Origin of the sequence: Jiella mangrovi (assembly GCF_017815135.1) — a bacterium.
Taxonomy (GTDB): domain Bacteria; phylum Pseudomonadota; class Alphaproteobacteria; order Rhizobiales; family Rhizobiaceae; genus Jiella; species Jiella mangrovi.
On the sequence record NZ_JAGJCF010000016.1, the window covers coordinates 70,941 to 92,146 of the forward strand.

The window sequence follows — 21,206 nt, forward strand, 5'->3', positions numbered from 1 at the left end:
GGCACCCAGCCGGAATTCAGCCATGTTTTCGCAATGCCTTCAATCGCCGCCGGATCCCTCCCCCGCTTTTGATCGTCACGTGATGCCGGGAAGAGACGGCGGTCCGGCTTCGTGCACGATCGCCTCGTCGCTGCAACAGCATCGGCTTGCCCACACACCTAATGGCGTGACGGCCGCGCCTACTCGATCTTCGCCATGGCCAGCGGCACGGCGAATTCCTCGCACCAGATCCAGACCTCGTCATAGGCGGCGACATCGAGCCTTGCGGGAACGTCGTAGGACTGCCCGCCATTGTCGGCTTTGAGCGGGCCCATCAGCGTCGCCGGGTCGTAGCCGGCCTTGCCGAGGGCGATCTTCGGGTCCGGGGCACCGTCGAAGGAAAAATCCGGGCCGAAGCGCAGAACTGTCCGGTTCCCCTCACGCTCGATGATGACGCTGCCCGAGACCGCATGACCGCTGGCACCGGCAAAGCGCCCGCTCTTCAGCGTCTCGGCAAAGCTTGCGCCTGCCCCGGAACCGACGATGAATGTTGCTATGACACCCGCTGCGGCGGTACGTGATAGACGATGGCGAAATGTCGAGACCATCACGATGTTGCTCCTGACCTTGTTGCCCCAAGGTCAGATTCGCATCTCGGCTGCTTTTTGAAACAGGGTCGGCGTGTTTTTTAGGGGCCGCGTTCAGGCGACGCGGTCAGATTGCGCCGGCTCGGTTTCGCCGGATTTCCGTGGCGCCTCGCCCATCTGGCGCCGGTTGCACTTCTTGAACCACTCGGCGAGGAAATCGACGAAGACGCGCACCCGCGCCGGCAGGTGGCGGCGATGGGGGAACACCGCATAGATGCCCGCCTCGCTCGACATGTATTCGTCGAGCACCGTCACCAGCCGGCCGTTCTCCAGATCCTCGCGCACGACGAAGGACGGGCTGAGCGCAAAGCCGAGACCGGCAAGCGCGGCGGCCCGCACCGTGACCGGGCTATTGGCCGTGAACTGGCCGGACACGGCGACGGCGATCTGCTCCAGGCTCTGGGGATCCCTGAACATCCAGTTGGAAAACATGCGGGAATTGGAATCGATCACCGCCGGATAGTCGACGATGTCGCTGGGATGAGTCGGGCGGCCGAGCCGTTCGACGAGATCGGGGCTGGCGACGATGACGAAATCGAGCGAGGCGAGGCGCCGGGCGATCATCGCCGAATCGTTCAGCCGCGTCATGCGGATGGCGACGTCGAAGCCTTCCTCGACCAGATTGACGAAATTGTCGTCGAGATGGATGTCGAGCGCGATCTCGGGAAAGGCCTTGGCGAAATCGACGAGGCTGTGGCCGAGTTCGGCATCGCCGAAGGTGCGCGCTGCCGAAACGCGGATGCGGCCCTTGGCCTCGCCGGTCGCCTCGCGAGCCTCCTCGTTCAAACTTTCGAGATCGGACAGAATCACGCCCGCCCGCCTGACATAGACCTCGCCGGCGGCGGTCAATGCGATCTGGCGAGTCGTGCGATTGATCAGGAGGACGCCCAGCTCGTCCTCGAGCTCGCGCACATATTTCGACAGGAGCGCCTTCGAGCGCCCGGTCTTGCGGGCCGCGGCCGAAAAGCCCTCATTCTCGATGACGGCGAGAAAGGCCCGCATTCTGGTCAGTGTGTCCATGGCGTAAAGCTTGCTCCAACCTGACCCGATGTGGCGGCGTTGCCGCAGCCGTCTCCCTTCCTTCAACGCCAGCGTCAAAAAATCAACCAGGGGCGGCTTTGGGTCTTGTGTATGACGAAAACTCGGCATACATCGCCGCTTGCCCCATGTCGCACGTGCCTGTGGGCGTCCACCGGTCCTCAGATGCGAGGGTAGCCGGTACGGTACCTGGACGTAACACACCCAGTCGATTTCGCGAGCCGCGCGATGTCGAGGACGCCTTGAAGCAACGACGGTCCGGGCCTTTCTGGTCTCTCCTGGTCTCCAAAGCCGGGAATACTGCAGAGGCACACCATCCTTGCCTGAAGTGCGGCGGGTTCAAGCCCTCCAAGCCATGGCAGACGAAAGCGGAATGCTCGCGTTTTGTCGCGCGGGTTTCCGACCAAGTCGCGTCGCGAAACTGCGTCTTCCGTTAGGCCTCAAGCCGCTCGGGAGCGAGTTCGCGCACGCTCCCTGTCGACCCTTTTCTGGTCCCGCGGAGGCACCCATGGTCACCCAGCGCATCAGCGACTTCCTCGCCACCCGCCGTCCCGACGGCCCCTGCCTCGTCGTCGATCTCGACGTCGTCGAGGAGAACTTCCGCGCCTTCCGGCGCGCGCTTCCCGACTCCGCGATCTTCTACGCGGTGAAGGCCAATCCGGCCCCGGAGATCCTCAAGCTTCTGGCCTCGCTCGGCTCGAACTTCGACTGCGCCTCGGTCGCCGAGATCGAGATGGCGCTCGACGCCGGCGTGACGCCGCAGCGCATCTCCTACGGCAACACCATCAAGAAGGAGCGCGACGTCGCCAAAGCCCATGCGCTCGGCGTCTCGCTCTTTGCCGTCGACTGCGTCGAGGAGGTCGAGAAGATCGCGCGTTCGGCCCCAGGCGCCCGCGTCTTCTGCCGCGTCCTCACCAATGGCGAGGGCGCCGAGTGGCCGCTGTCGCGCAAGTTCGGCTGCGTTCCGGCGATGGCGGTCGACGTCCTCGTCGCGGCGAACCGGCTCGGCCTCAAGGCGACCGGCGTCTCCTTCCATGTCGGCTCGCAGCAGACCGACACCAATGCCTGGGACGCGGCGATCGCCGATGCCAAGTTCGTCTTCGACGCCTTGGCCGAGAAGGGCATTGTCCTCACCCTCGTCAATATGGGCGGCGGTTTCCCGACCCGCTACCTCAAGGACGTTCCGGCCTCGTCCGCCTATGGCCAGGCGATCTTCCAGAGCCTGACCAAGCATTTCGGCAACCAGCTGCCCGAGACGATCATCGAGCCCGGTCGCGGCATGGTGGGCGACGCCGGCGTCATCAAGACCGAGGTCGTCCTCGTCTCGAAGAAGTCGGCAACCGACGAGAACCGCTGGGTCTTCCTCGACATCGGCAAGTTCGGCGGTCTCGCCGAGACGATGGACGAGGCGATCCGCTATCCGATCGTCACGCCGCGCGACGGCGACGCGATGGAGCCCTGCGTGCTGGCCGGCCCGACCTGCGATTCGGCCGACGTGATGTATGAAAAGACGCCCTACCCGCTGCCGGTCTCGCTGACCGTCGGCGACGAGCTTCTGATCGAGGGCACCGGTGCCTACACGACCACCTACGCCTCGGTCGCCTTCAACGGCTTCGAGCCGCTCCGGTCCTACGTGATCTGAGGATGGCGATGACGGCCGCAACCATCATCCGACGACGGGACGGGCGACGAACGCCCTTCCAGCTCCGGCGCGGAACGCCCCTCTAAGCCCCGGCCCATCGGGGCAATCAGGGGCAAAGGCGCCGGGCCAGTCCGCCCGCGCGCCAGAACCCTCACGGCACGCGTCTCATCAACCTCCTCTTTTCCGTTTCCGGGAGGTTTTCATGACCGCATTCGCTTCCGCCACCGCCTTTGCCGACGCCGTCCCCTTCGCCGCCATCGTCGAGGAGACGGCCGCCCACGTCCCGGCGCGCGAGGCCCTTCTCGACGCCGCCATGGGGCCGGGCCGCACCCGCAAGTCTTCAGAAGCGATCCGCGCCGGCCGCCTGCCCGCCGAGGGCCTCGCCTTCTCGGCCATGCGCCCGGACGGCTCGCTGGTCGGCACCGTCCGCCTGTGGAATATCACCGCCGGCTCCAAAGACGGCGCGACCGTCCCCGCCCTCCTCCTCGGCCCCCTCGCCGTCGCCCCCGACACGCAGGGCACCGGCCTCGGCAGCCTGTTGATGCGCCACGCCATCGCCGAAGCCGCCGCGCACGGCCACGGCGCGATCATCCTCGTCGGCGACCCGGAATATTACGCCCGCTTCGGATTTTTGGCAGAAAAGACCGCCGGTCTCGCCATGCCGGGCCCGTTCGAGCCGCGGCGGCTCGTTGCGCTGGAGCTCGTCGAGGGAGCGCTGGACGGCGCGCAGGGTGTCATCGCGCCGACCGGGCGGTTTGCGCTGGAGGAGACGGCGGCGGTGGGGCTGGCGGCGTGACGTGAGCGAGCGACGGCTGGCCTTGGGGATACCGAGGACCAGCCTCGGGGCGTCTGCGACAGATTTGTCAATTCTCGTTCATATTTGGCCGGAAGGCGTTCGGCAGGTTTCGACCCAAACAAGACGTTCGAAGGGTGCGCAGCCGGGGACCGTATGGAGGCTTAGGGGACAGCTTCGAGCGCTCCCTCAATAGGTAATTTCGACCACGCGCGGAGAGACGGATGGCGGTCCGAGCCGCATCACTTGGTAGCCTTCTCATGGTCCTCCGCGAACTGGCGTGCGGCAAGCAGGACCGGCATCAGCGCCTCGCCACGATCCGTCAGGCGGTATTCGACCCGGGGCGGCATTTCGCCGAAGTCCGTCCGCTGGATCAGTCCATCGGCCTCGAGTTCGCGCAGGTGCTGGGTCAGCATTTTCTGCGACACGTCGGGGATGTCACGTAAAAGCTGCCGGCTTCGCAGCATCTCGTCCGAGTAAAGGCGAAACAGGATCGCCAGCTTCCATCTCCCGCTGATCATCTTGAGGCAGCGGGTCACGTGTGCGACCGCGCCATACGGTCCAAGGCAGGCGCGGCGATCCTGGTCGCCGACAGGCACCTTTTGGTGCGTTCTTGCAGTGTCCATCGCGGCTCTCCTACATCGCGGGCTCACAACAGGAGATGCCCGATCATGGATCTACGGCTCGGCAAAAAGATCGCCCTCGTCACCGGAAGCAGCAAGGGCATCGGCGCCGGCATTGCCCGCGGTCTGGCCCGGGAAGGTGCGACTGTCATCGTGCATGGACGCGATTTTGACAAGGCACGCGTCGTGGCGAAGCAGATCGCGGACGAGGGCGGGACGGCGCATGTGGTGACCGGCGACCTCATCGACGACGAACAGGTCGATGCGATGCTGAGGCAAGTGCGGAACGTCGCCGGAGATGTCGAGATCCTCGTCAACAATGCCGGCGGCTCGGGTGGCGCCTCCGACTGGAGCACGACCGCCCCCGAAGCCTGGGCGGCAAGCTACGATGCGAATGTGCTGGCAGCCGTGCGCATGGCAAAAGCCCTGCTGCCGGCAATGCGTCGTAAGCGGTGGGGACGGATCATCAACATCTCCAGCCTTGCCGGTTTGATGCCACCCGCGCGGAACCCGGACTACTCCGCCGCCAAAGCGGCGATGCTGGCAATGTCCACGTCCATGGCCAAAGCGGTGGCGGCCGAGGGCGTGACCGTGAACACGGTCTCTCCCGGCACGATCCACAGTGAAAAGCTGGACGGCAAGTTTCGCGAGGTCGCTGAGAGCAAAGGCCTGGCGCAAGACGCATCTTGGGGCGAGGTCGAGGCCGCGATCCTTCCGCTCTTTGCGCAGGTTCCAGTCGGACGGGTGGGCACGCTGGACGAGATCGCCGATGCCGTCGCCTTTCTGGCCAGTCCGCGCGCCGCCTACATCACCGGTTCGAACATCCGTCTGGACGGGGGAATGCTGCCGACGACCTGAAACGAGCGTGTGACGGCCGGAAATCGAAAGGACTGGCAGCATGAGCATCTTTGATCATCTTAGTCTCAGAACCACCCGGCTTGAAGAGATGCAGCGCTTCTATGAAGCAGCGCTCGCACCCTTGGGCATAGACAGGAAATTCCTCGTCGATCGCCCGGACGGTGGCGTCGCCGGTTTTGGTCGCGATCGCGTCGAGTTCTTCCTCGGTGCCGTGCAGGGGACGGAGCCCACCCCGGCGCACATCGCCTTTCGCGCTAATGATCGCGAAGAGGTATCGGCCTTTTACGCGGCCGCCTTGGCTGCTGGCGGCACGGACAACGGCGCACCGGGCATACGCCCGAAATATCACGAAGCCTATTATGCCGCCTTCGTCATCGACCCGGCTGGAAACAACGTGGAAGCGGTTTTTCAGGGGCCTGCATAAGCGGTGGGCTTTCCAGACAATCAGGCCGTCGTGGAGGCACCCAGAGCGAATGCCCGCTCCGTGACGCATAGCTGCCTTTGGTTAGGGGTACCGCGAATGGCCGCTCTCCATCCATCCCGGTCGTTTGAACTCTCGTTTCTAAAACACTTTCATTGCATTCTATCGCAAATTTCTAGGCCCATCCGTTCATCCCGGTTTTGTCTCTCGCGCTCTGGCGGACCGTCGGCTCGGCGCACTTTGTTGCCCTGCGCCTGTCGGCCCCCCTCTGTCCTGCCGGACATCTCCCCCACAAGGGGGGAGATCAGCCGCTTCGACGGCCTCGGCTTGCCTCCCAACCTTCGCGCCCGACTCACCGTCTCAAGATGGTCAGATCCAGGCGCGCGAGATCGATCTCCCCCCTCGTGGGGGAGATGTCCGGCAGGACAGAGGGGGGCGCGAAGGGCGCGACGTCAGCTTCGACGAGCCGAAATCCTACAGATGCAGTCCCCACTGATCAGCCCCGAAAGCCCAAGCCGACCGATCCGCAGGCTCTCACCCATTCATCGGCGCCTGACGCCCCATCTCTTCGACGAGTGACGCGTCCACATTCGGCAACTCCAGCCACGCCGCCATCCGCCGCAGCTCCGTTAGCAACGCCTCCACCGCATGCGCCGGCGCGCCCGGTTCGAGGCTCGCCTGCTGAACGACCAGCGTTCCTTTATGCCGGTCGGCCTTGAGATCGACCCGCGCGACGAGGGCGCCGTCGAGGAGGAAGGGCAGGACGTAATAGCCGTGCTCGCGCTTGTGCTGCGGCGTGTAGATCTCCAGGCGGTAGCGGAAATCGAACAGCCGCTCGGTGCGCGGCCGGTGCCAGATCAGCGGATCGAAGGGCGAGAGGAGAGCCGCGCCGGCAAGCTTGCGGCCGGCTTTGGCGCTCGCATGGAGATAGGCCTGTTGCGGCCAGCCACGGACCTTGACCGGCGTCAGCGTGCCGTCCTCGACGAGCTGCCGAAGCGGCTCGGCCAAATCGGTGGCGGGCAAGCGGTAATAGTCGCGCAGGTCCGCCGCCGTCGCGATGCCGAGCGCGCGGGCTGCGAGGGCGAGCAGTTGCCGCTGGGCGTCGACGGGCGCTGGTGTGGGCACCTCCAGCACCTTTCGCGGCAACACACGTTCGGGCAGGTCGTAGACGCGCTCGAAGCTGCCGCGCCGGTGGGTCGAGGCGACGAGCCCCGCCCAGAACAGCCATTCGAGCGCGTGCTTGGCCTCGCTCCAGACCCACATGCCCTTTTCCGTCGCGGCGCCCGCAATGTCGGAAGATGCTAAAGCGCCCTCATTCGCGATGCGTTCGAGCAGCGCGTCGGCCTCGCTTCGCCGCGTCGTCGCGAAGGGCTCGAGCCGGCCCCAGACGCCCTTGCCGGCCCGCGCCCGCTCCATGCGCCAGCGCAGCAGCGGCTGGCAGTCGACCGGCAGGAGCGAGGCTTCATGGCCCCAATATTCGAAGAAGCGGCGCGGTCGCTCCACCATGATTTTGTCGAGCAACGAGCGATCGTAGCCGCCGAGGCGCGAGAACAGCGGCAGATAATGGGCGCGCACGAGAACGTTGACGCTGTCGATCTGGAGGAGGCCAAGGCGGAATATCGTCTGGCGCAGCTTTGCGAGGCTCGCGGTCCCGTCGCGATCGAGGCCGTTGAACCCTTGCGCAGTCAGTGCGATCCGCCTTGCCTCCGACGCAGAAATTTCCACCGCCAAGTCGCCTCCCCCCGTTCCGCGACGCCGTCCAATAGCGCCCGATGACGCGCCGTTGCGGCCGTCCCGACGAGGTGCCGCGCGTCGGTTTTTCGCAAGCCGGCGTCTTGGCCTCGCCCCGGCCGGCCTACCACCTATCCTTCATCGCTGAAAACATCTCAGCCGAGGGAAACATGCCCCATGCTCACCGTCCACAGCCTCGCTTATTCCCGCGCCATGCGCATCGTCTGGCTGCTCGAGGAGATCGGCCACCCCTATGAGGTCGTCCGCTATGAGCGCACCGAGGCCTATCGCGCGCCGCCTCAGCTGAAAACCATCCATCCGCTCGGCAAGTCGCCGGTGATCGTCGACGGCGATCTCACTCTCGGCGAGTCGGCGGCGATCCTGCGCTATATCGACGGGCGCTATGGCGATGGCCGGTTCTCGCCGCCTGTCGGCAGCAATGACGCAGCACTGCATGACGAGTGGCTGGACTATGCCGAGGGCACCCTCGCCCGCCCGATCGCCGCGGCCTTCTGGGCGAAGCGCAACGGCACCGATCTCGAGCCGCGCATGGGCGAGGAGCTCGGCACCCATTTCCATTATCTGACCGGGTCGCTCGAGGACCGACCGTATCTGATGGGCCAAGCCCTCACCCTCGCCGACATCCAGCTTTCCTATCTCCTGGCGATGGCCGAACTCTCCGGCGTCGTCGGCGACTGGCCCGTCGTCACGGACTACTGGCACCGGCTGCGAGAGACGCCCGCCCTCAAGCGGGCGCTGCAAAAGACCGGGCCGATCATGCCAGCGGCCTGAACCGCCCCCGGCACGCTCGGGCTGGCCGCATCAACGCGAGCTGATCTCCCTCTCCCGGCGGCGATCGCGACCTCGGCGGTCGCGCCTGTCCATCAGGCCCCGGCGTGAATCGCGCCGTCCACCCCGGCGCGCCTCAGGCCGTGCGCCACCAGCCGGTCGATCACCTGCGGATAGGGCACGCCGCTCGCCGCCATGACCTTGGCGTACATGCTGATGTCGGTGAAGCCGGGAATGGTGTTGAGCTCGTTGACCAGAAACCGCCCGTCTGGCGTGACGAAGAAGTCGACGCGGGCCATGCCATCGCAGCCGAGCGCCCGGAAGGCCCGCGCCGCGAAATCCTTCAGCGTCGCCTCGACCGTCTCGGGAAGCTCGGCCGGCACGATCAGAGCGGCGCCAGCGGCGTCGACGTATTTGGCGTCGTAGCTGTAGAAGCCGTGCATCTCCGCCGGCACGATCTCGCCCGGCCGCGAGACGAACAGGCTGCCGTCGGGATTTTCGAGCACGGCGAATTCGATCTCGCGCCCGGCGACGAACTCCTCGGCGAGGAGTTTGCGATCGTGCCGGAAACCTTCTTCGCAGGCGCCGGCCAGCTCCTGCGACGCGGAGACCCTGCTGACCCCGACGGAGGAGCCCTGTCGCGCCGGCTTGATGAAGACCGGCAGGCCGAGCTCGGCTTCCAGTGCGGCAAAGCTCGGCGGCGCGTCGGCTCGGATCGTCATCCACCGCGCCACCGGAATGCCGGCGTCGCGAAGCAGCCGCTTGGCGATGTCCTTGTCGAGGGCCGTCGCGGAGCCGAGGATACCGCAGCCGGCAAGCGGCACCATTGCCACCTCGCACAGCCCCTGCGCGGCCCCGTCCTCGCCGGGCAGACCGTGCAGGACCGGGAAGACCACGTCGATCTTCGCCAGCGGCCGCGCCGAGCCATGCTCGTCAATGCCGATTGCCCGCCCGCGCCCGCCCGGCATCAGGCAGAGTTCGGTGCCATGGGCGGGCGTTGCGAGCCGGCCGTCCTCGAAGCTCGAGATGAGCCAGCGCCCATCACGCGTCACGAAGACCGGAACCGGGTCGTATTGCGCCGGATCGAGTGCCTCCATGACGTTCTGAGCCGAGCGGAGCGAGACCTCGTGCTCGGGAGAGCGCCCACCGAACAGGACGGCGATCCTCAGGCGGTCTGGCGTCGATGACATGGCGGCTCTCCTCTTGTCGTCGGCGCGCGCCGTCGCGGTGGCGCCGGGCCGAGGTTATCGGCGGCTTTGGCGAAACGCGACCAGGAAACCCGTCATCCGGACAATTCTTCGGCGCGGTCCTCGGCCGTTCCCCTGCCCCGGCCCTCGCGGATCAGCGACGGCGCGGGCACCTCCGGCAGGGGCTCGGGCTCGGCCAGATGCGGATGGCTCCGATAGACGAGATAGGAGCCGATGGCGACGAGGCCGAGGCCCGGAATGACGATCTGCGTCGCCAGGACCGGCTCTCCGATCAGGGCGCAGATCACTCCGCCGAGGAGGCCGGAGCCCATCTGAATGAAGCCCATCATCGCGGACGCTGCGCCCGCCATATGCGGGAACGGCGCCAGAGCGGCGGTGGTCATGGCAGGCATGACGAGCGCGATGCCGAAGGCATAGAAGGCAACCGGCGCCATGATCGACAGGTAGGTGATCGGCAGGAACTGGATCGAGACGGCCATTGCCGCCGCGCCGATGCCGATCAGGGCAAGACCGACCGGGACTAGGCGAAAGGCGCCGAAACGCGCCATCAGGAACCGCGCCGCGACGGAACCGGACAGGTAGCTGCCCGACTGGGCCAGCATGCCGATGCCGTATTGCGTCGGCGTCAGTCCGGCGACGTCGATCAGAACGAAGGGCAGAACCGTCGCAAGCGTATAGAGCGCGCCGACCGAGCCGGCCACGGTCAGGCTCGTCGCCAGAAAATGGCGGTTCGTGGAAAGCTCGCCATAGGCCTTCAGAATGGCCTTCGGCCGGATCCGCGACGGGTCCGGAATGATCGTCTCGCGCATCGCGCCGACTGTCACGGCGATCACCGCCAGGCCGAATCCGGCCATCATCAGGAACAGCGAGTACCAGCCCGAAAGTTCAAGCATCAACCCGCCGATCGTCGGCGACACCGCCGGGCCGATGGCCAGAATGATGCCGATCGTGTTCATGATTCGCGAAGAGGTCTCGCCGACGAACTGATCGCGAACGATCGCCCGGGCCGTCGCAACGCCGACCGATGCGCCGATGCCCTGCAACAGACGCGCCGCGACGAGAAGGTCGATGGTGGGGGCGAAGACAGCCAGCATCGAGCCCGCGAGATAGATCACCATGAAGACAATGGTCGTGATCCGCCTGCCGAAGGCGTCGGACAGCGGCCCGCAGATGAGCTGGGTGAAGGCGAAACCGGCGAAATAGACCGCCAGCGAGAGCTTGACCAAGGCTTCGGTCGTGCCGAACTCGAGCACCAGCGTCGGCATCGCGGGCGTATAGAGCGCCAGAGAAATCGGCCCGATGGCGACGAGGCATCCGCCGATCAGGCTGGTCCGCCTCTCGGACATGCGGCGGTCTGTCGATGGTGGCGCGGACACGGGGGGTTCCCTGGGGCGGGTGGCGACATTCACCCTTCCTTATGGGATTCTGATCCGACGCGAAAGCACAGTGGCTCGCAGCGATCGAGCGGGGCGCGCTGACTTCGCCTGTCGGACCGGCCGGTGCTCGATGGCACGCGCGGCGCTCGGCAGCCGGTAATCGAGAATGCTTCGGACTTGATATGAAGTCCGAAGGAGCCGGTCCATCGGTCGCGCCGCTCCGAGATCAGACCAACGCCGCGTGCTGAGCGCCCGTGACCGCCATCATGCCAGGCACCCGGGCCTCTTCGTTACGGCCGGCAGCCCTCGCGGCGATGAGCCACGAGGATCTGCGGATGCGTTCAAAGGCTGCGATACATTCCGGTCTCGGATCGCGCAGCGTCGCTCGGCACGGAGAACTTGCCCTCGCCGATGGTCTGCAGGTCGGCCGTCAGATTCTGCCGGATCCGAATCAGGAGATTGTTGACGACCTGACGCTCCTCGTCGCTGAAACCGCCGACCAGCTTCTCGTACATGCTATTGGCAAGCGGCTCGATCTCTTCGAACACGGACGTCGCTGCGTCCGTCGTGCTGACGACTTTCGCGCGCCGGTCGTTCTTGTCCACGGCGCGCTGGACAAGCCCGCGCCCCTCGAGCCGGTCGAGATAAGCCGACATCGTCATCGGCTCGACCCCCATGCGCTCGGCAAGAACCGCCTGACGCGAGCCCTCGAAACGCCAGACGTAAATCAACGCCCGGATTTCGCCTGGCGTGAGCGTGAGGCCCGCCTCGACGACGGCCCTTTCGAATTCCTGTCGAAACAGGCGGGCAACGTCGACCAACAGGAAACCGAGGGAATTGCTCGAGGCTAATTTTTGCATTTATCGACCTTCAATCGACGGATTTAGCCAGTGTGTCGCAACTGACTCTTGAACAGCGTGTACCACGGCCGTCATACACCTACGGCAGTCCTGACGCATTACTTTCACAGTCAATTAACGCCTCAATGCGTCGTTATGACACACGGTTTTGCGGCCAATTCAAAGATGATCTTTACAGTAGATTTTAGCATACGCTGGAATTCGGTTGTAGATGCATCAATAATCAGCCGCCTAAAAGAAAAAACAGCCGCCCCAATTACAGGTAGCGACTGTTTCAGTCGATTCGTTTTTTAATGCTGCCCGGAAGCAGAAAACAACGACACGCTCTCAAGCCGTATGGAGCCGGAGGCTATCCGTCTTGTCTTGGAATGATCATTCCAGGCAGCCCCCGTCCGCTCCTCGTTGCCGGATCACGCCGACTGGGAAGCCTTCTTCTCGAGCCGCCGGCGGTGCAGCGTGGGTTCGGTATAGCCCGATGGCTGTTCCCGCCCCTCGAACACCAGATCGCAGGCGGCCTTGAACGCGATCGATTCATCGAAGCGGCCGGCCATCTTCTCGTAATTCGGATCACCCGCATTCTGCGCATCGACCTTGGCCGCCATCTCCTTCATGGCCTCCATCACCTCGTCGTTGGACACGACACCGTGATGCAGCCAGTTGGCGATGTGCTGGGACGAGATTCGGCAGGTCGCCCTGTCTTCCATCAGCCCAACATCGTTGATGTCGGGAACCGTGGAACAGCCGATACCCTGGTCGATCCACCGCACGACGTAACCGAGAATGCCCTGCGCATTGTTGCGGATCTCGGCCTGGATCTGCTCCTCGGGCCAGTTGGCACGGTTGGCGAGCGGGATCGTCAGGATGTCGGCGAGCAAGGCCCGGCCGCCCTTGGCCGCGATGGACTCCTGCCAGGCCAGGACATCGACGCGGTGATAGTGGGTCGCGTGGAGCGTTGCCGCCGTCGGGCTCGGCACCCATGCGCAGTTGGCGCCGGCCTGCGGGTGTCCGACCTTCTGGGACAGCATGTCGTTCATCTTGGCGGGCGCCGCCCACATGCCCTTGCCGATCTGCGCCTTGCCGCGGAAGCCGCAGGCGAGCCCGACATCGACGTTCCAGTTCTCGTAGGCGTTGATCCAGGTGCGGTCCTTCATCACCGTCTTGCGCACCATGGGCCCGGCTTCCATGGAGGTATGGATCTCGTCGCCGGTGCGGTCGAGGAAGCCGGTGTTGATGAAGAACACCCGGTTCTTCGCCGCACGGATGCACTCCTTGAGGTTGACCGTGGTGCGGCGCTCCTCGTCCATGATCCCCATCTTCAGCGTATAGCGATCGAGACCGAGCGCATCCTCGACGCGGGCGAAGATCTCGCTCGAAAACGCCACCTCGGCAGGTCCATGCATCTTCGGCTTGACGATGTAGACCGAGCGCGCGCGCGAATTGCGCATGCCGCCGGTCTTCTTCAGGTCGTGCATGGCGATCATCGACGTGATCATCGCGTCCATGATGCCTTCAGGGGCATCCGATCCGTCGGACAGCTTTATCGCCGGATTGGTCATGAGGTGGCCGACATTGCGGATCAGCAGAAGCGAACGGCCCGGGACCGTGAAACTCGTGCCGTTGGGGCTGAGATATTCGCGGTCAGGATTGAGCCGCCTTGTGACCGTTTCGCCGCCCTTGGTGAAACTCTCCGAAAGATCGCCCTTCATCAAACCGAGCCAGTTGCGATAGACGGCCGTCTTGTCCTCGGCATCGACGGCGGCGATCGAGTCTTCGCAGTCGCAGATCGTCGAGACCGCCGATTCCATGAGAACGTCCGCCACCTTGGAGCGGTCGTTCTTGCCGATCCGGTGCGACGCGTCGATCGTCACCTCGACGTGAAGGCCATTGTGCTTCAGGAGCACGGCGGTCGGCGCCGCCGCCTCGCCGCGATAGCCGGCAAAGGCCAGCGGGTTCTTCAGCCGCGCCTTCTTGCCGTCGCCATAAGTCGCGACCAGCGTCTCGCCATCCACCGAATAGGCTTCGACATCGATATGGGAAATCCGGTCCAGCGGCGCGACGCCGTCGAGGAAGCCCTTGGCCCAGGAGACGACGCGCGCGCCGCGGGCGCGGTCGTAGCCCGAGCCCTCCGGCGCGTCGCCCATGGCGTCGGTGCCGTACAATGCGTCGTAAAGCGAGCCCCAGCGGGCATTGGCCGCGTTCAGCGTGTAGCGGGCGTTCATCAGCGGCACGACGAGCTGCGGGCCCGGCACCAGCGCGATCTCGGGATCGACATTCTCGGTCTCGATCCGGAAGTCGGGGCCTTCGGGCACGAGATAGCCGATCTCACGCAGAAAGGCCTGATAGTCCTTCATGTCGATCGTCTTGCCGCGATGGTCGCGATGCCAGGCGTCGATCTCGGACTGCATCCGCTCGCGCTCTTGAAGCAGCGAACGATTCTGCGGCGCCAGCGAGTTCATGATGTCCGAAAAGCTCGACCAGAAGGCCTCCGGCTCGACGCCTGTGCCGGGCAGCGCCTCCTCGTCGATGAAGCGCTTCAGCTCGTCTGCGACCTTCAGGCCGTGAACCTCGATCAATTCGGGCATCCCTGTCCTCCAACGGTGCGTTCCTTGCGGGAAATCGGGCACAGATGCCTCGAAGTCAATCGGAGGGCGAGCTTATGGATCGCGAAACTCTGGCCGAACTCCTTCCCTATCCGTCGGCGTCTTCTGGACTTTTCACACTTTCATTCGGCCGGATCGCGCGGTTCCGCGACAGGACGTGCCGGCCCTTGCACCACGGGTCCAGCTGAGCGAACGTGGCAAGAATTTGATGCCACGGGCTTTTTCGCGTGGCGCCTGGCCAAGGGTTCGCGCGTTTGCAAAGCGGTCTCATCGCCCTCGTGGCGATCGCTTATCTCCTCTGTCTCTTCGCCGTTGCCTGGTGGGGCGACAGGCGCGCGTCGCGGCGTCCGGCAAATGCCAGCCGGCCGGCCGTCTACGCCCTGTCGCTGGCGGTCTACTGCACATCTTGGACATTTCTCGGCTCGGTCGGCGTCGCGGCGCATCAGGGCTTTGCGTTTCTCGCCATCTATCTCGGCCCGATCCTGGTCTTTCTCTTCGCGCCCGGCTTCATCGAGCGGATCGTGCGCCACGCCAAGGCGGAGAAGATCACCACCGTCGCCGACTTCATCGGCTCGCGCTACGGCAAGAGCCCGGCCGTGGCGGCTCTGGCGACCGTCATCGCACTCGTCGGCACGGTCCCCTACATCTCGCTCCAGCTGAAGGCGATCTCGACCAGCGTCGCGACCCTGGTCTTCCACTACCGGCCAAATCTCGCCGTCCCGCCGCTGTTCGGCGATCTCGCCTTGCTGATCACCACCGTTCTGGGACTGTTCGCGATCCTGTTCGGCACCCGCCATGCCGACGCCACCGAGCATCAGGACGGGCTCGTCCTGGCCGTGGCGATGGAATCGCTCATCAAGCTCGGCGCGTTCCTCGCCGTCGGCATCTGGACCACCTTCTTCCTGTTCGAGCCATCGGAGCTGTGGGACGCTGCGATGGCCAGCACAGCGGTGAAAGGCGCCTTCACGACACCGCTCGCCGGCTCCTTCTTCGCCAGTCTCGGCCTCTCTGCGCTGGTGATCCTGCTGTTGCCGCGGCAGTTCCACATGACCGTCGTGGAAAACCGCACACGCGGCGAAATCCGCCGCGCACGATGGCTGTTCCCGATCTACCTGGTCGCCATCAACCTCTTCGTCGCGCCGATCGCCGCCGCAGGCCTCATTCGCCTCGGCCCGCAATTCGACGCCGATCTCTACGTGCTCGCCCTGCCGCTTTCCGCCGGCGCCGACCTTCTGGCGATCGTGGCTTTCGTCGGAGGACTTTCGGCGGCGACGGCAATGGTCATCGTCGCGACAGTCGCGCTGGCGATCATGATCTCCAACGATCTCGTCCTTCCGGTCCTTTTGAACCGGCGAGGAAGAAGGCCGGAAAGCCCCGGCGACGAAACCCGGCTGATCCTGAAGGTCCGCCGCTCGGCGATCCTTCTCATCGTCTTTTTCGGCTACGTCTATTACCGCTTCGCCGGCGATGGCTCCGGCCTTGCCTCGATCGGCCTTCTCTCCTTCGCCGCAATCGCGCAGCTCGCGCCGGCGCTGTTTGCCGGCCTTTACTGGAAACGCGCCAACGCCAGAGGCGCGATTGCGGGCCTTTCGTCCGGGATCACGGTCTGGGCTCTCACGCTCCTGTTTCCCGCCCTTGGCCTCACGCTGCCCGTTTCCGCAGCCTTCTTCGGCGCCGATCGGCAGCAGGCCCTCGACCCGCTCCTCGTCGGTGTGGTTCTCAGCCTGTCCGTCAATTGCGTCGGTCTCTTCGCCGGCTCCCTCAGCCGCCAGTCGCGGCCGCTCGAGCGCATTCAGGCCGCCGTCTTTGCCGGGCGTGACGGCTTTGCGCCGGCGCCCGGCCGGCGCATGCGCACGGATGTGCGCGTCGCGGACCTCAAGAGCACGATCGCCCGCTATCTCGGCGCCCAGCGGACGGATCGCGCCTTTGCCGCCTTCGCGCGCGACCACGAGGACGTTCTCGACAACGAAGCGGCCGCCGATGGCGCGACGATCAACTTCTCCGAACAGCTTCTCGCCTCGGCGATCGGTTCGGCTTCTTCGCGCCTCGTCCTGTCGCTCCTGTTCCAGCGCCACACCGATTCCAGCAAGACCGCGCTGCAGCTTCTCGACGATGCCTCCGAAGCGCTGCAATACAATCGCGATCTTCTGCGCATCGCTCTCGATCAGGTCGATCAGGGCCTTGCCATTTTCGACGGCGATTTCTGTCTGACCTTCTGGAACCGCCAGTTCCGCGATCTCGTCGGGCTTTCGGCCGAATTCGGGCAGGTCGGCACGCCGCTGACCGCGGTCTTCGACCAGCTCCTGCGCGACGGCGAGATCGACGCGAACGAATATGCGCGAAGCTTCGATCAGCTGACCCGCCCGCCCGCGCAACGGCAGATCGCGCTCTCGCGCTCCGGCCGCACCTTCGAGCTGCGCGTCAACACCATGCCGGACGGCGGGCTCGTCGCCACCGTCTCCGACATGACCGAGCGCGTCCGCAGGGCCGCTGCCTTGAGGGAAATCAACGAGACGCTGGAAGAGCGCGTGCGCCAACGCACGGCAGAGCTGACAGCTGCCAACCGGCAGCTCGCCGAGGCGCGGCAGGCGGCGGAGGCCGCGAATCTTTCCAAGACCCGGTTTCTCGCCGCCGCCGGCCACGACATCCTGCAGCCGCTCAACGCCGCAAGGCTCTACGTCTCGGCGCTCGAGCAGCGCCATGCCCACTCTCCGGGCGCCGATCTCGCCGGCAATATAGGCTCGTCGCTGGAAGCGGTGGAGGCGATCATCGGCGCCGTCCTCGACATATCGCGGCTCGATGCGGGGGGCATGCAGGTCAAGCTCGCCGAGTTCCAGCTGCAGCCGCTGCTCCGGCAGATCGAGACGGATCTGAGGCCGCTCGCCGAGGAGAAAGGCCTGTCGCTGCGCTTCGTCGGCACCAGCGTCGCGGTCCGGTCCGATCGCAACCTGTTGCGCCGCCTGATTCAGAACCTCGTCTCCAATGCGGTCAAATACACCAAGCGCGGCAAGATCGTCGTCGGTGTCAGACGGCGCTGCGACGGCCAGATCGAACTCGAGGTGGCCGACAGCGGGATCGGCATTCCCGACGACAAGCTGCAGACGATCTACGAGGAATTCGTCCGGCTCGACGAGGGCACACGGGCGGCAAGCGGCCTCGGCCTTGGCCTCTCCATCGTCGACCGGATCGCCAGGGTCCTCGACCACCCCTTGTCCGCGCGCTCTCGCCATGGCCGGGGCACGTCGTTCCGCATCGGCCTTCCGCGCGCCGCGCCGGGCGCGATCGCCCTGCCCGCATCGGCATCGCCGCGCAATCAGATCGGCCTTGCCGTCACCGGCACGCGGGTCCTTTGCATCGACAACGACGCTGCCATTCGCGACGGGATGAAGGTGCTTCTCTCCGGCTGGGGTTGCCGGGTCGAGGCTTTCGCCTCGGCGCAGGATGCGCTCTTGGCTCTCAAAGCGTCCGATTTCGCACCGCAGATCGCCCTCGTCGACTATCATCTGGACGGTGGCACGGATGGCCTCGTGGCCATCGCCGAGCTGCGGCGCGGGCTCGACCAGGGTCTCGTCGCCATCCTGATCACCGCCGACCGGTCGGTCAACGTCCGCGAACAGGCGCTCGCAATCGGCGTTCAGGTGCTGACGAAACCGTTGAAGCCAGCCTCGCTTCGCGCCGCCATGGCGAGCGTCATTCAGCGCCTCGAAGCTGCGGAATAGCCGAGGGAACCCGGGGCTGCCGTCACCAAGCTCAGCTGGCGAAGCCCCGTTCGGGGTCGATGCCGAGCTTTCCGAGCTGGATCACCGCCTGGGTCCGGCTGTCGACGCCCAGTTTGAGCAGAACGGCCGAGACATGGGCCTTGATCGTCGGTTCGGAGACCCTGAGTTCGTAGGCGATCTGCTTGTTGAGGAGACCGCGGCCGAGCATCGAAAGGACCTTGGTCTGCTGCGGGGTCAGGGTCTTCATCCGCGCGATCAGATCCGCGACCTCCTGGTCGCCAGGCGTATCGAGAGAAACATCCTTGGGCAGCCAGACATCGCCGGAGAGCAGGGTCTCGACGGCCTCCCTGATCTCGTCGAAGCCCGCCGATTTCGGAATGAATCCCGAGGCCCCGAGATCGAGCGCACGCGCGATGATCTGGCTGTCTTCGCTGGCCGAGACGATGGCGATCGGCACCGAGGGATGTTCGGCGCGAAGCAGGACCAGCCCGGACAGGCCGCTGGTGCCCGGCATGGCGAGATCGAGCAGAAGCAGGTCGGCATCGCCGTGTTTCTCGAGCGCGGCCGCGGCCTCGCCGAAATCCGCCGCCTCGACGATCTCAGCGCCCTGCGGAAGCGACAGGAGGATCTCCTTCAGTGCTCCGCGAAACAGCGGGTGATCGTCGGCGACGATGAAAAGCGGGCGCATCGGCCTCTCTTGATGAGTGTTCGCGGGGTGAATTTCGAACGCGTCAATCGGCAAGCCGTCACCCTACAGCGACTGAAAATGGAAAAGCTCATGCCCGGCGAGCTTTACAGAATTGACCGTTGCGTTGCCAAGCCGCCGCACGGAAGACGCGCAACAAAACCAGGCGGGATGCGAAAGCCGCGCTGCCTCATGCCCCGAGGCCGCCACGCAGACCTTCAGGCTTTTTCGTGCACCGGCGCCTGAGTCATGGCGATCGGCGAGCGCAGATGGAGATAACGCGGATCGAACTCCCCGAGCTTGGCGAGACCGCTCCAGTCCCGGATCTTCATCCGCGAACGCTCCCGATCGACGAGGCCCTTCAACCGCATGTCCCGCAACACGCGATTGACGGTAACGACGGTCAGACCGAGCGCGTCGGCAAGCTCGTGCTGGGTCAGCGGAAGACGGTAGACGTAGTCCGGGGCGAGACCGACCGCCCGCATGCGCATGGCGAGCTCGCACAGAAGATGGGCCGTCCGGCTGTGGCCGGAGAGACGCCCGAGCCCGACGATCCATTCGCGGAAGATCGCCCCGTCGATCAGCGTTTCGCGCCAGAGCGCGGCAGCGACCCGCGGCCGGCTCTTGCACAGCTCCCAAACCGCCTCGTGCGGAACGAAGCCGATCCGGCTCTGCGTCGTCGCCGCAAAGCTGTGATCCATGTAGTTCATGTGCAGGCTGTGAAGGTCGGGAATATCGCCGGACACGTGGAAGGCGATGATCTGGCGCTTGCCGTCGAGGGTGTGCCTGTAGCGATAGGTGAAGCCGTCGATGAGGACGCAGCAATTGGTGACGTATTGGCCCTCGGAGACGATATCGATCCCCGCGTCGATTTCGCGGACCGTCACCGGCAGCTTCAAGAGAGCGGCCTCGTCGTCCGCATCGACATCAGCCACCAGCTTCAATCGCTTCAAGAGAATGGTGTGGGCGGTCCTGTCCAAACGGTTTCTCCAGCTTGATCTTCCGGCAAACGTCAGACGCTGCCGTCGCCCGGCCCTGGCATGGTCTCCGATTCTTTCGGATTCAGACGGGCGATTGGGGCCAAAGGCGTCAGCGCGCCGTTGACGTTGTCACCATAGGACATCGAATCGAGCGAAGGAAAGCGCCCTGGACGTGTCGCGTCCCGATTCGGCTGTCGCGGTGAACCGGCGTCTCTCGCCGCCCGCAGCCGCGGCTCGACCATCCGTTGCCCTGATGCCCGCGGCAGCGAGGCGCTCGCGAAGCTCAGTGCGCCATGAGAAGCGGTAGCGGACAATCGCGGATGAGCTGGCGTGTCACCCCGCCGAAGAGGTATTCGCGCAGACGGGAGTGACCGTAGGCGCCGGCCACGATCAGCTCGGCGCCGACGGCCTTTGCCTCTTTGATCAGGCCCTCGGCGGGATCCTTCCATACCGGCAATTCCCGGATCTCCACAGCAACACCGTGGCGCGCGAGATGCCGGGCCATGTCGTTTATAGGCTCGACACGGCGCTCTTCGCGGGCTCCGTCCTCGGCGATGCTTGCCAGGATGACCGAGGCGGAGCGCTCCAGGAACGGCAACGCGGCAGCGATCGCCCGGGCACATTCGGGCGTTTCCCGAAAGCCGATCAGGATGGTCGAGGGCAGCGAAGCAAGCCGCGTCGCATCGTCCGGCACGAGAATGATCGGCGATCGCGCCTCGAACAGGATCGCCTCGAAGGGCTGCATGTCATGCGCCTCGACGACCGTCGACCGCGCCTGGATCGCGAGATCGGCAACCCCGCACTGGCGAATGATGGCCGCGCAGAGCTCGCCGAGCGCACCCTGCGACCGGCGCAACTCCCAGGAAGGCGCAAGCCGCTCAAGTCTCACCCGGAGCGCCGTCTCGGCCTCGCTGCCAACCGTTTCGGCCTGCCGCCAAAATTCCGCCGCCAGCGCCTTGGCGCCCGGCGAGGTGGCCAGGATCGGTGTCGGAATGGGGTTGAGGAAGTGGCAGTCGAGGTGAGCCCCGAAGGCGGTCGCCAGCGTTTCGCCATAGGCGATGGCGCATTCGTCGCGGGGCAATCCCGACAGGAAAACCGCGATATCGGCAATGCTGGTGCCACCGGATCCGGCGACTGCGGGAGACTTGTCGGGCTCTGTGAAGGTGGTGGGCGATGACTTGGCGACCATGACCGGAGTTCCCTTGCGTTGAAAACCGAGCCCGCCAAAGCCTTTGTCGAAGGCCGGCGGTCCGATCG

General features: G+C 65.3%; 17 protein-coding genes. 6 read left to right on the forward strand and 11 right to left on the reverse strand.

Annotated features, from left to right (window positions below; translation table 11 throughout):
- Positions 1-179: 179 nt before the first annotated feature.
- Positions 180-587, reverse strand: a complete 408-nt coding sequence (locus tag J6595_RS17780; RefSeq protein ID WP_209596226.1) for a DM13 domain-containing protein — start codon at positions 585-587, stop codon at positions 180-182.
- A 93-nt stretch (positions 588-680) separates the two neighbouring features.
- Complete coding sequence (locus J6595_RS17785) at positions 681-1,646, reverse strand: LysR family transcriptional regulator (protein WP_209596228.1); 966 nt, start codon at positions 1,644-1,646, stop codon at positions 681-683.
- A gap of 526 nt (positions 1,647-2,172) precedes the next feature.
- On the opposite strand from J6595_RS17785, the gene odc2 reads away from it, so the two are divergent.
- Positions 2,173-3,306, forward strand: coding sequence for an ornithine/lysine decarboxylase (gene odc2 / locus J6595_RS17790; RefSeq protein WP_209596230.1), 1,134 nt, complete (start codon positions 2,173-2,175; stop codon positions 3,304-3,306).
- Between the two features lie 202 nt (positions 3,307-3,508).
- A complete protein-coding gene (locus tag J6595_RS17795; protein WP_209596232.1) occupies positions 3,509-4,102 on the forward strand; it encodes a GNAT family N-acetyltransferase in 594 nt (197 codons plus the stop codon).
- Positions 4,103-4,341: 239 nt separating this feature from the next.
- Here J6595_RS17795 and J6595_RS17800 read toward each other — a convergent pair whose 3' ends face one another.
- Entirely contained in the window at positions 4,342-4,725 is a 384-nt protein-coding gene (locus J6595_RS17800) for a winged helix-turn-helix transcriptional regulator (RefSeq protein WP_209596234.1), read from the reverse strand.
- A gap of 45 nt (positions 4,726-4,770) precedes the next feature.
- On the opposite strand from J6595_RS17800, the gene J6595_RS17805 reads away from it, so the two are divergent.
- Both J6595_RS17805 and J6595_RS17810 read left to right on the forward strand, forming a co-directional pair.
- Positions 4,771-5,580 carry an SDR family NAD(P)-dependent oxidoreductase gene (locus tag J6595_RS17805; protein WP_209596236.1) on the forward strand — a complete coding sequence of 270 codons (810 nt, stop codon included), beginning with the start codon at positions 4,771-4,773 and terminating at the stop codon, positions 5,578-5,580.
- Between the two features lie 40 nt (positions 5,581-5,620).
- Positions 5,621-6,004, forward strand: coding sequence for a VOC family protein (locus J6595_RS17810; protein WP_209596238.1), 384 nt, complete (start codon positions 5,621-5,623; stop codon positions 6,002-6,004).
- A gap of 531 nt (positions 6,005-6,535) precedes the next feature.
- Here J6595_RS17810 and J6595_RS17815 read toward each other — a convergent pair.
- Complete coding sequence (locus J6595_RS17815; protein WP_209596241.1) at positions 6,536-7,732, reverse strand: winged helix-turn-helix domain-containing protein; 1,197 nt, start codon at positions 7,730-7,732, stop codon at positions 6,536-6,538.
- A 177-nt stretch (positions 7,733-7,909) separates the two neighbouring features.
- Here J6595_RS17815 and J6595_RS17820 point away from each other — a divergent pair, with 177 nt between their 5' ends.
- Complete coding sequence (locus tag J6595_RS17820; RefSeq protein WP_209596243.1) at positions 7,910-8,524, forward strand: glutathione S-transferase family protein; 615 nt, start codon at positions 7,910-7,912, stop codon at positions 8,522-8,524.
- A gap of 92 nt (positions 8,525-8,616) precedes the next feature.
- On the opposite strand, the gene J6595_RS17825 is transcribed toward J6595_RS17820, so the two are convergent.
- The 4 genes from J6595_RS17825 to J6595_RS17840 all read right to left on the reverse strand — a co-directional run bounded on the left by J6595_RS17825 (position 8,617) and on the right by J6595_RS17840 (position 14,547).
- Entirely contained in the window at positions 8,617-9,711 is a 1,095-nt protein-coding gene (locus J6595_RS17825) for a D-alanine--D-alanine ligase family protein (protein ID WP_209596245.1), read from the reverse strand.
- A gap of 92 nt (positions 9,712-9,803) precedes the next feature.
- Positions 9,804-11,075, reverse strand: a complete 1,272-nt coding sequence (locus tag J6595_RS17830) for a multidrug effflux MFS transporter (protein ID WP_209596247.1) — start codon at positions 11,073-11,075, stop codon at positions 9,804-9,806.
- Between the two features lie 371 nt (positions 11,076-11,446).
- Positions 11,447-11,965 (reverse strand): MarR family winged helix-turn-helix transcriptional regulator, encoded by a 519-nt coding sequence (locus J6595_RS17835; protein ID WP_209596250.1) that lies wholly within the window; start codon positions 11,963-11,965, stop codon positions 11,447-11,449.
- Positions 11,966-12,375: 410 nt separating this feature from the next.
- Positions 12,376-14,547, reverse strand: coding sequence for a malate synthase G (locus J6595_RS17840; RefSeq protein ID WP_209596252.1), 2,172 nt, complete (start codon positions 14,545-14,547; stop codon positions 12,376-12,378).
- Positions 14,548-14,819: 272 nt separating this feature from the next.
- Between J6595_RS17840 and J6595_RS17845 the strand changes: the two genes are divergently transcribed.
- A complete protein-coding gene (locus tag J6595_RS17845; RefSeq protein ID WP_209596254.1) occupies positions 14,820-18,284 on the forward strand; it encodes a hybrid sensor histidine kinase/response regulator in 3,465 nt (1,154 codons plus the stop codon).
- Positions 18,285-18,315: 31 nt separating this feature from the next.
- On the opposite strand, the gene J6595_RS17850 is transcribed toward J6595_RS17845, so the two are convergent.
- The 3 genes from J6595_RS17850 to J6595_RS17860 all read right to left on the reverse strand — a co-directional run bounded on the left by J6595_RS17850 (position 18,316) and on the right by J6595_RS17860 (position 21,138).
- Positions 18,316-18,972, reverse strand: a complete 657-nt coding sequence (locus J6595_RS17850) for a response regulator transcription factor (RefSeq protein WP_209596256.1) — start codon at positions 18,970-18,972, stop codon at positions 18,316-18,318.
- A 215-nt stretch (positions 18,973-19,187) separates the two neighbouring features.
- The gene (locus J6595_RS17855; RefSeq protein WP_245198770.1) at positions 19,188-19,949 is read right to left on the reverse strand and encodes a Crp/Fnr family transcriptional regulator; all 762 of its coding nucleotides are present in this window, start codon (positions 19,947-19,949) and stop codon (positions 19,188-19,190) included.
- A gap of 283 nt (positions 19,950-20,232) precedes the next feature.
- On the reverse strand, positions 20,233-21,138 hold the full coding sequence (locus J6595_RS17860; RefSeq protein WP_209596258.1) for a universal stress protein: 906 nt from the start codon (positions 21,136-21,138) through the stop codon (positions 20,233-20,235).
- Positions 21,139-21,206 lie beyond the last annotated feature (68 nt).

Excerpts from the sequence above, each read along its gene's own strand:
- J6595_RS17805 (WP_209596236.1), top strand. The coding sequence starts at position 4,771 with ATGGATCTACGGCTCGGCAAAAAGATCGCCCTCGTCACCGGAAGCAGC.
- J6595_RS17795 (WP_209596232.1), top strand. The coding sequence starts at position 3,509 with ATGACCGCATTCGCTTCCGCCACCGCCTTTGCCGACGCCGTCCCCTTC.
- J6595_RS17800 (WP_209596234.1), bottom strand. The coding sequence starts at position 4,725 with ATGGACACTGCAAGAACGCACCAAAAGGTGCCTGTCGGCGACCAGGAT.
- J6595_RS17810 (WP_209596238.1), top strand. The coding sequence starts at position 5,621 with ATGAGCATCTTTGATCATCTTAGTCTCAGAACCACCCGGCTTGAAGAG.
- J6595_RS17840 (WP_209596252.1), bottom strand. The coding sequence starts at position 14,547 with ATGCCCGAATTGATCGAGGTTCACGGCCTGAAGGTCGCAGACGAGCTG.
- J6595_RS17835 (WP_209596250.1), bottom strand. The coding sequence starts at position 11,965 with ATGCAAAAATTAGCCTCGAGCAATTCCCTCGGTTTCCTGTTGGTCGAC.
- J6595_RS17825 (WP_209596245.1), bottom strand. The coding sequence starts at position 9,711 with ATGTCATCGACGCCAGACCGCCTGAGGATCGCCGTCCTGTTCGGTGGG.
- J6595_RS17820 (WP_209596243.1), top strand. The coding sequence starts at position 7,910 with ATGCTCACCGTCCACAGCCTCGCTTATTCCCGCGCCATGCGCATCGTC.
- J6595_RS17860 (WP_209596258.1), bottom strand. The coding sequence starts at position 21,138 with ATGGTCGCCAAGTCATCGCCCACCACCTTCACAGAGCCCGACAAGTCT.
- J6595_RS17850 (WP_209596256.1), bottom strand. The coding sequence starts at position 18,972 with ATGCGCCCGCTTTTCATCGTCGCCGACGATCACCCGCTGTTTCGCGGA.
- J6595_RS17785 (WP_209596228.1), bottom strand. The coding sequence starts at position 1,646 with ATGGACACACTGACCAGAATGCGGGCCTTTCTCGCCGTCATCGAGAAT.
- J6595_RS17830 (WP_209596247.1), bottom strand. The coding sequence starts at position 11,075 with ATGTCCGAGAGGCGGACCAGCCTGATCGGCGGATGCCTCGTCGCCATC.
- J6595_RS17780 (WP_209596226.1), bottom strand. The coding sequence starts at position 587 with ATGGTCTCGACATTTCGCCATCGTCTATCACGTACCGCCGCAGCGGGT.
- odc2 (WP_209596230.1), top strand. The coding sequence starts at position 2,173 with ATGGTCACCCAGCGCATCAGCGACTTCCTCGCCACCCGCCGTCCCGAC.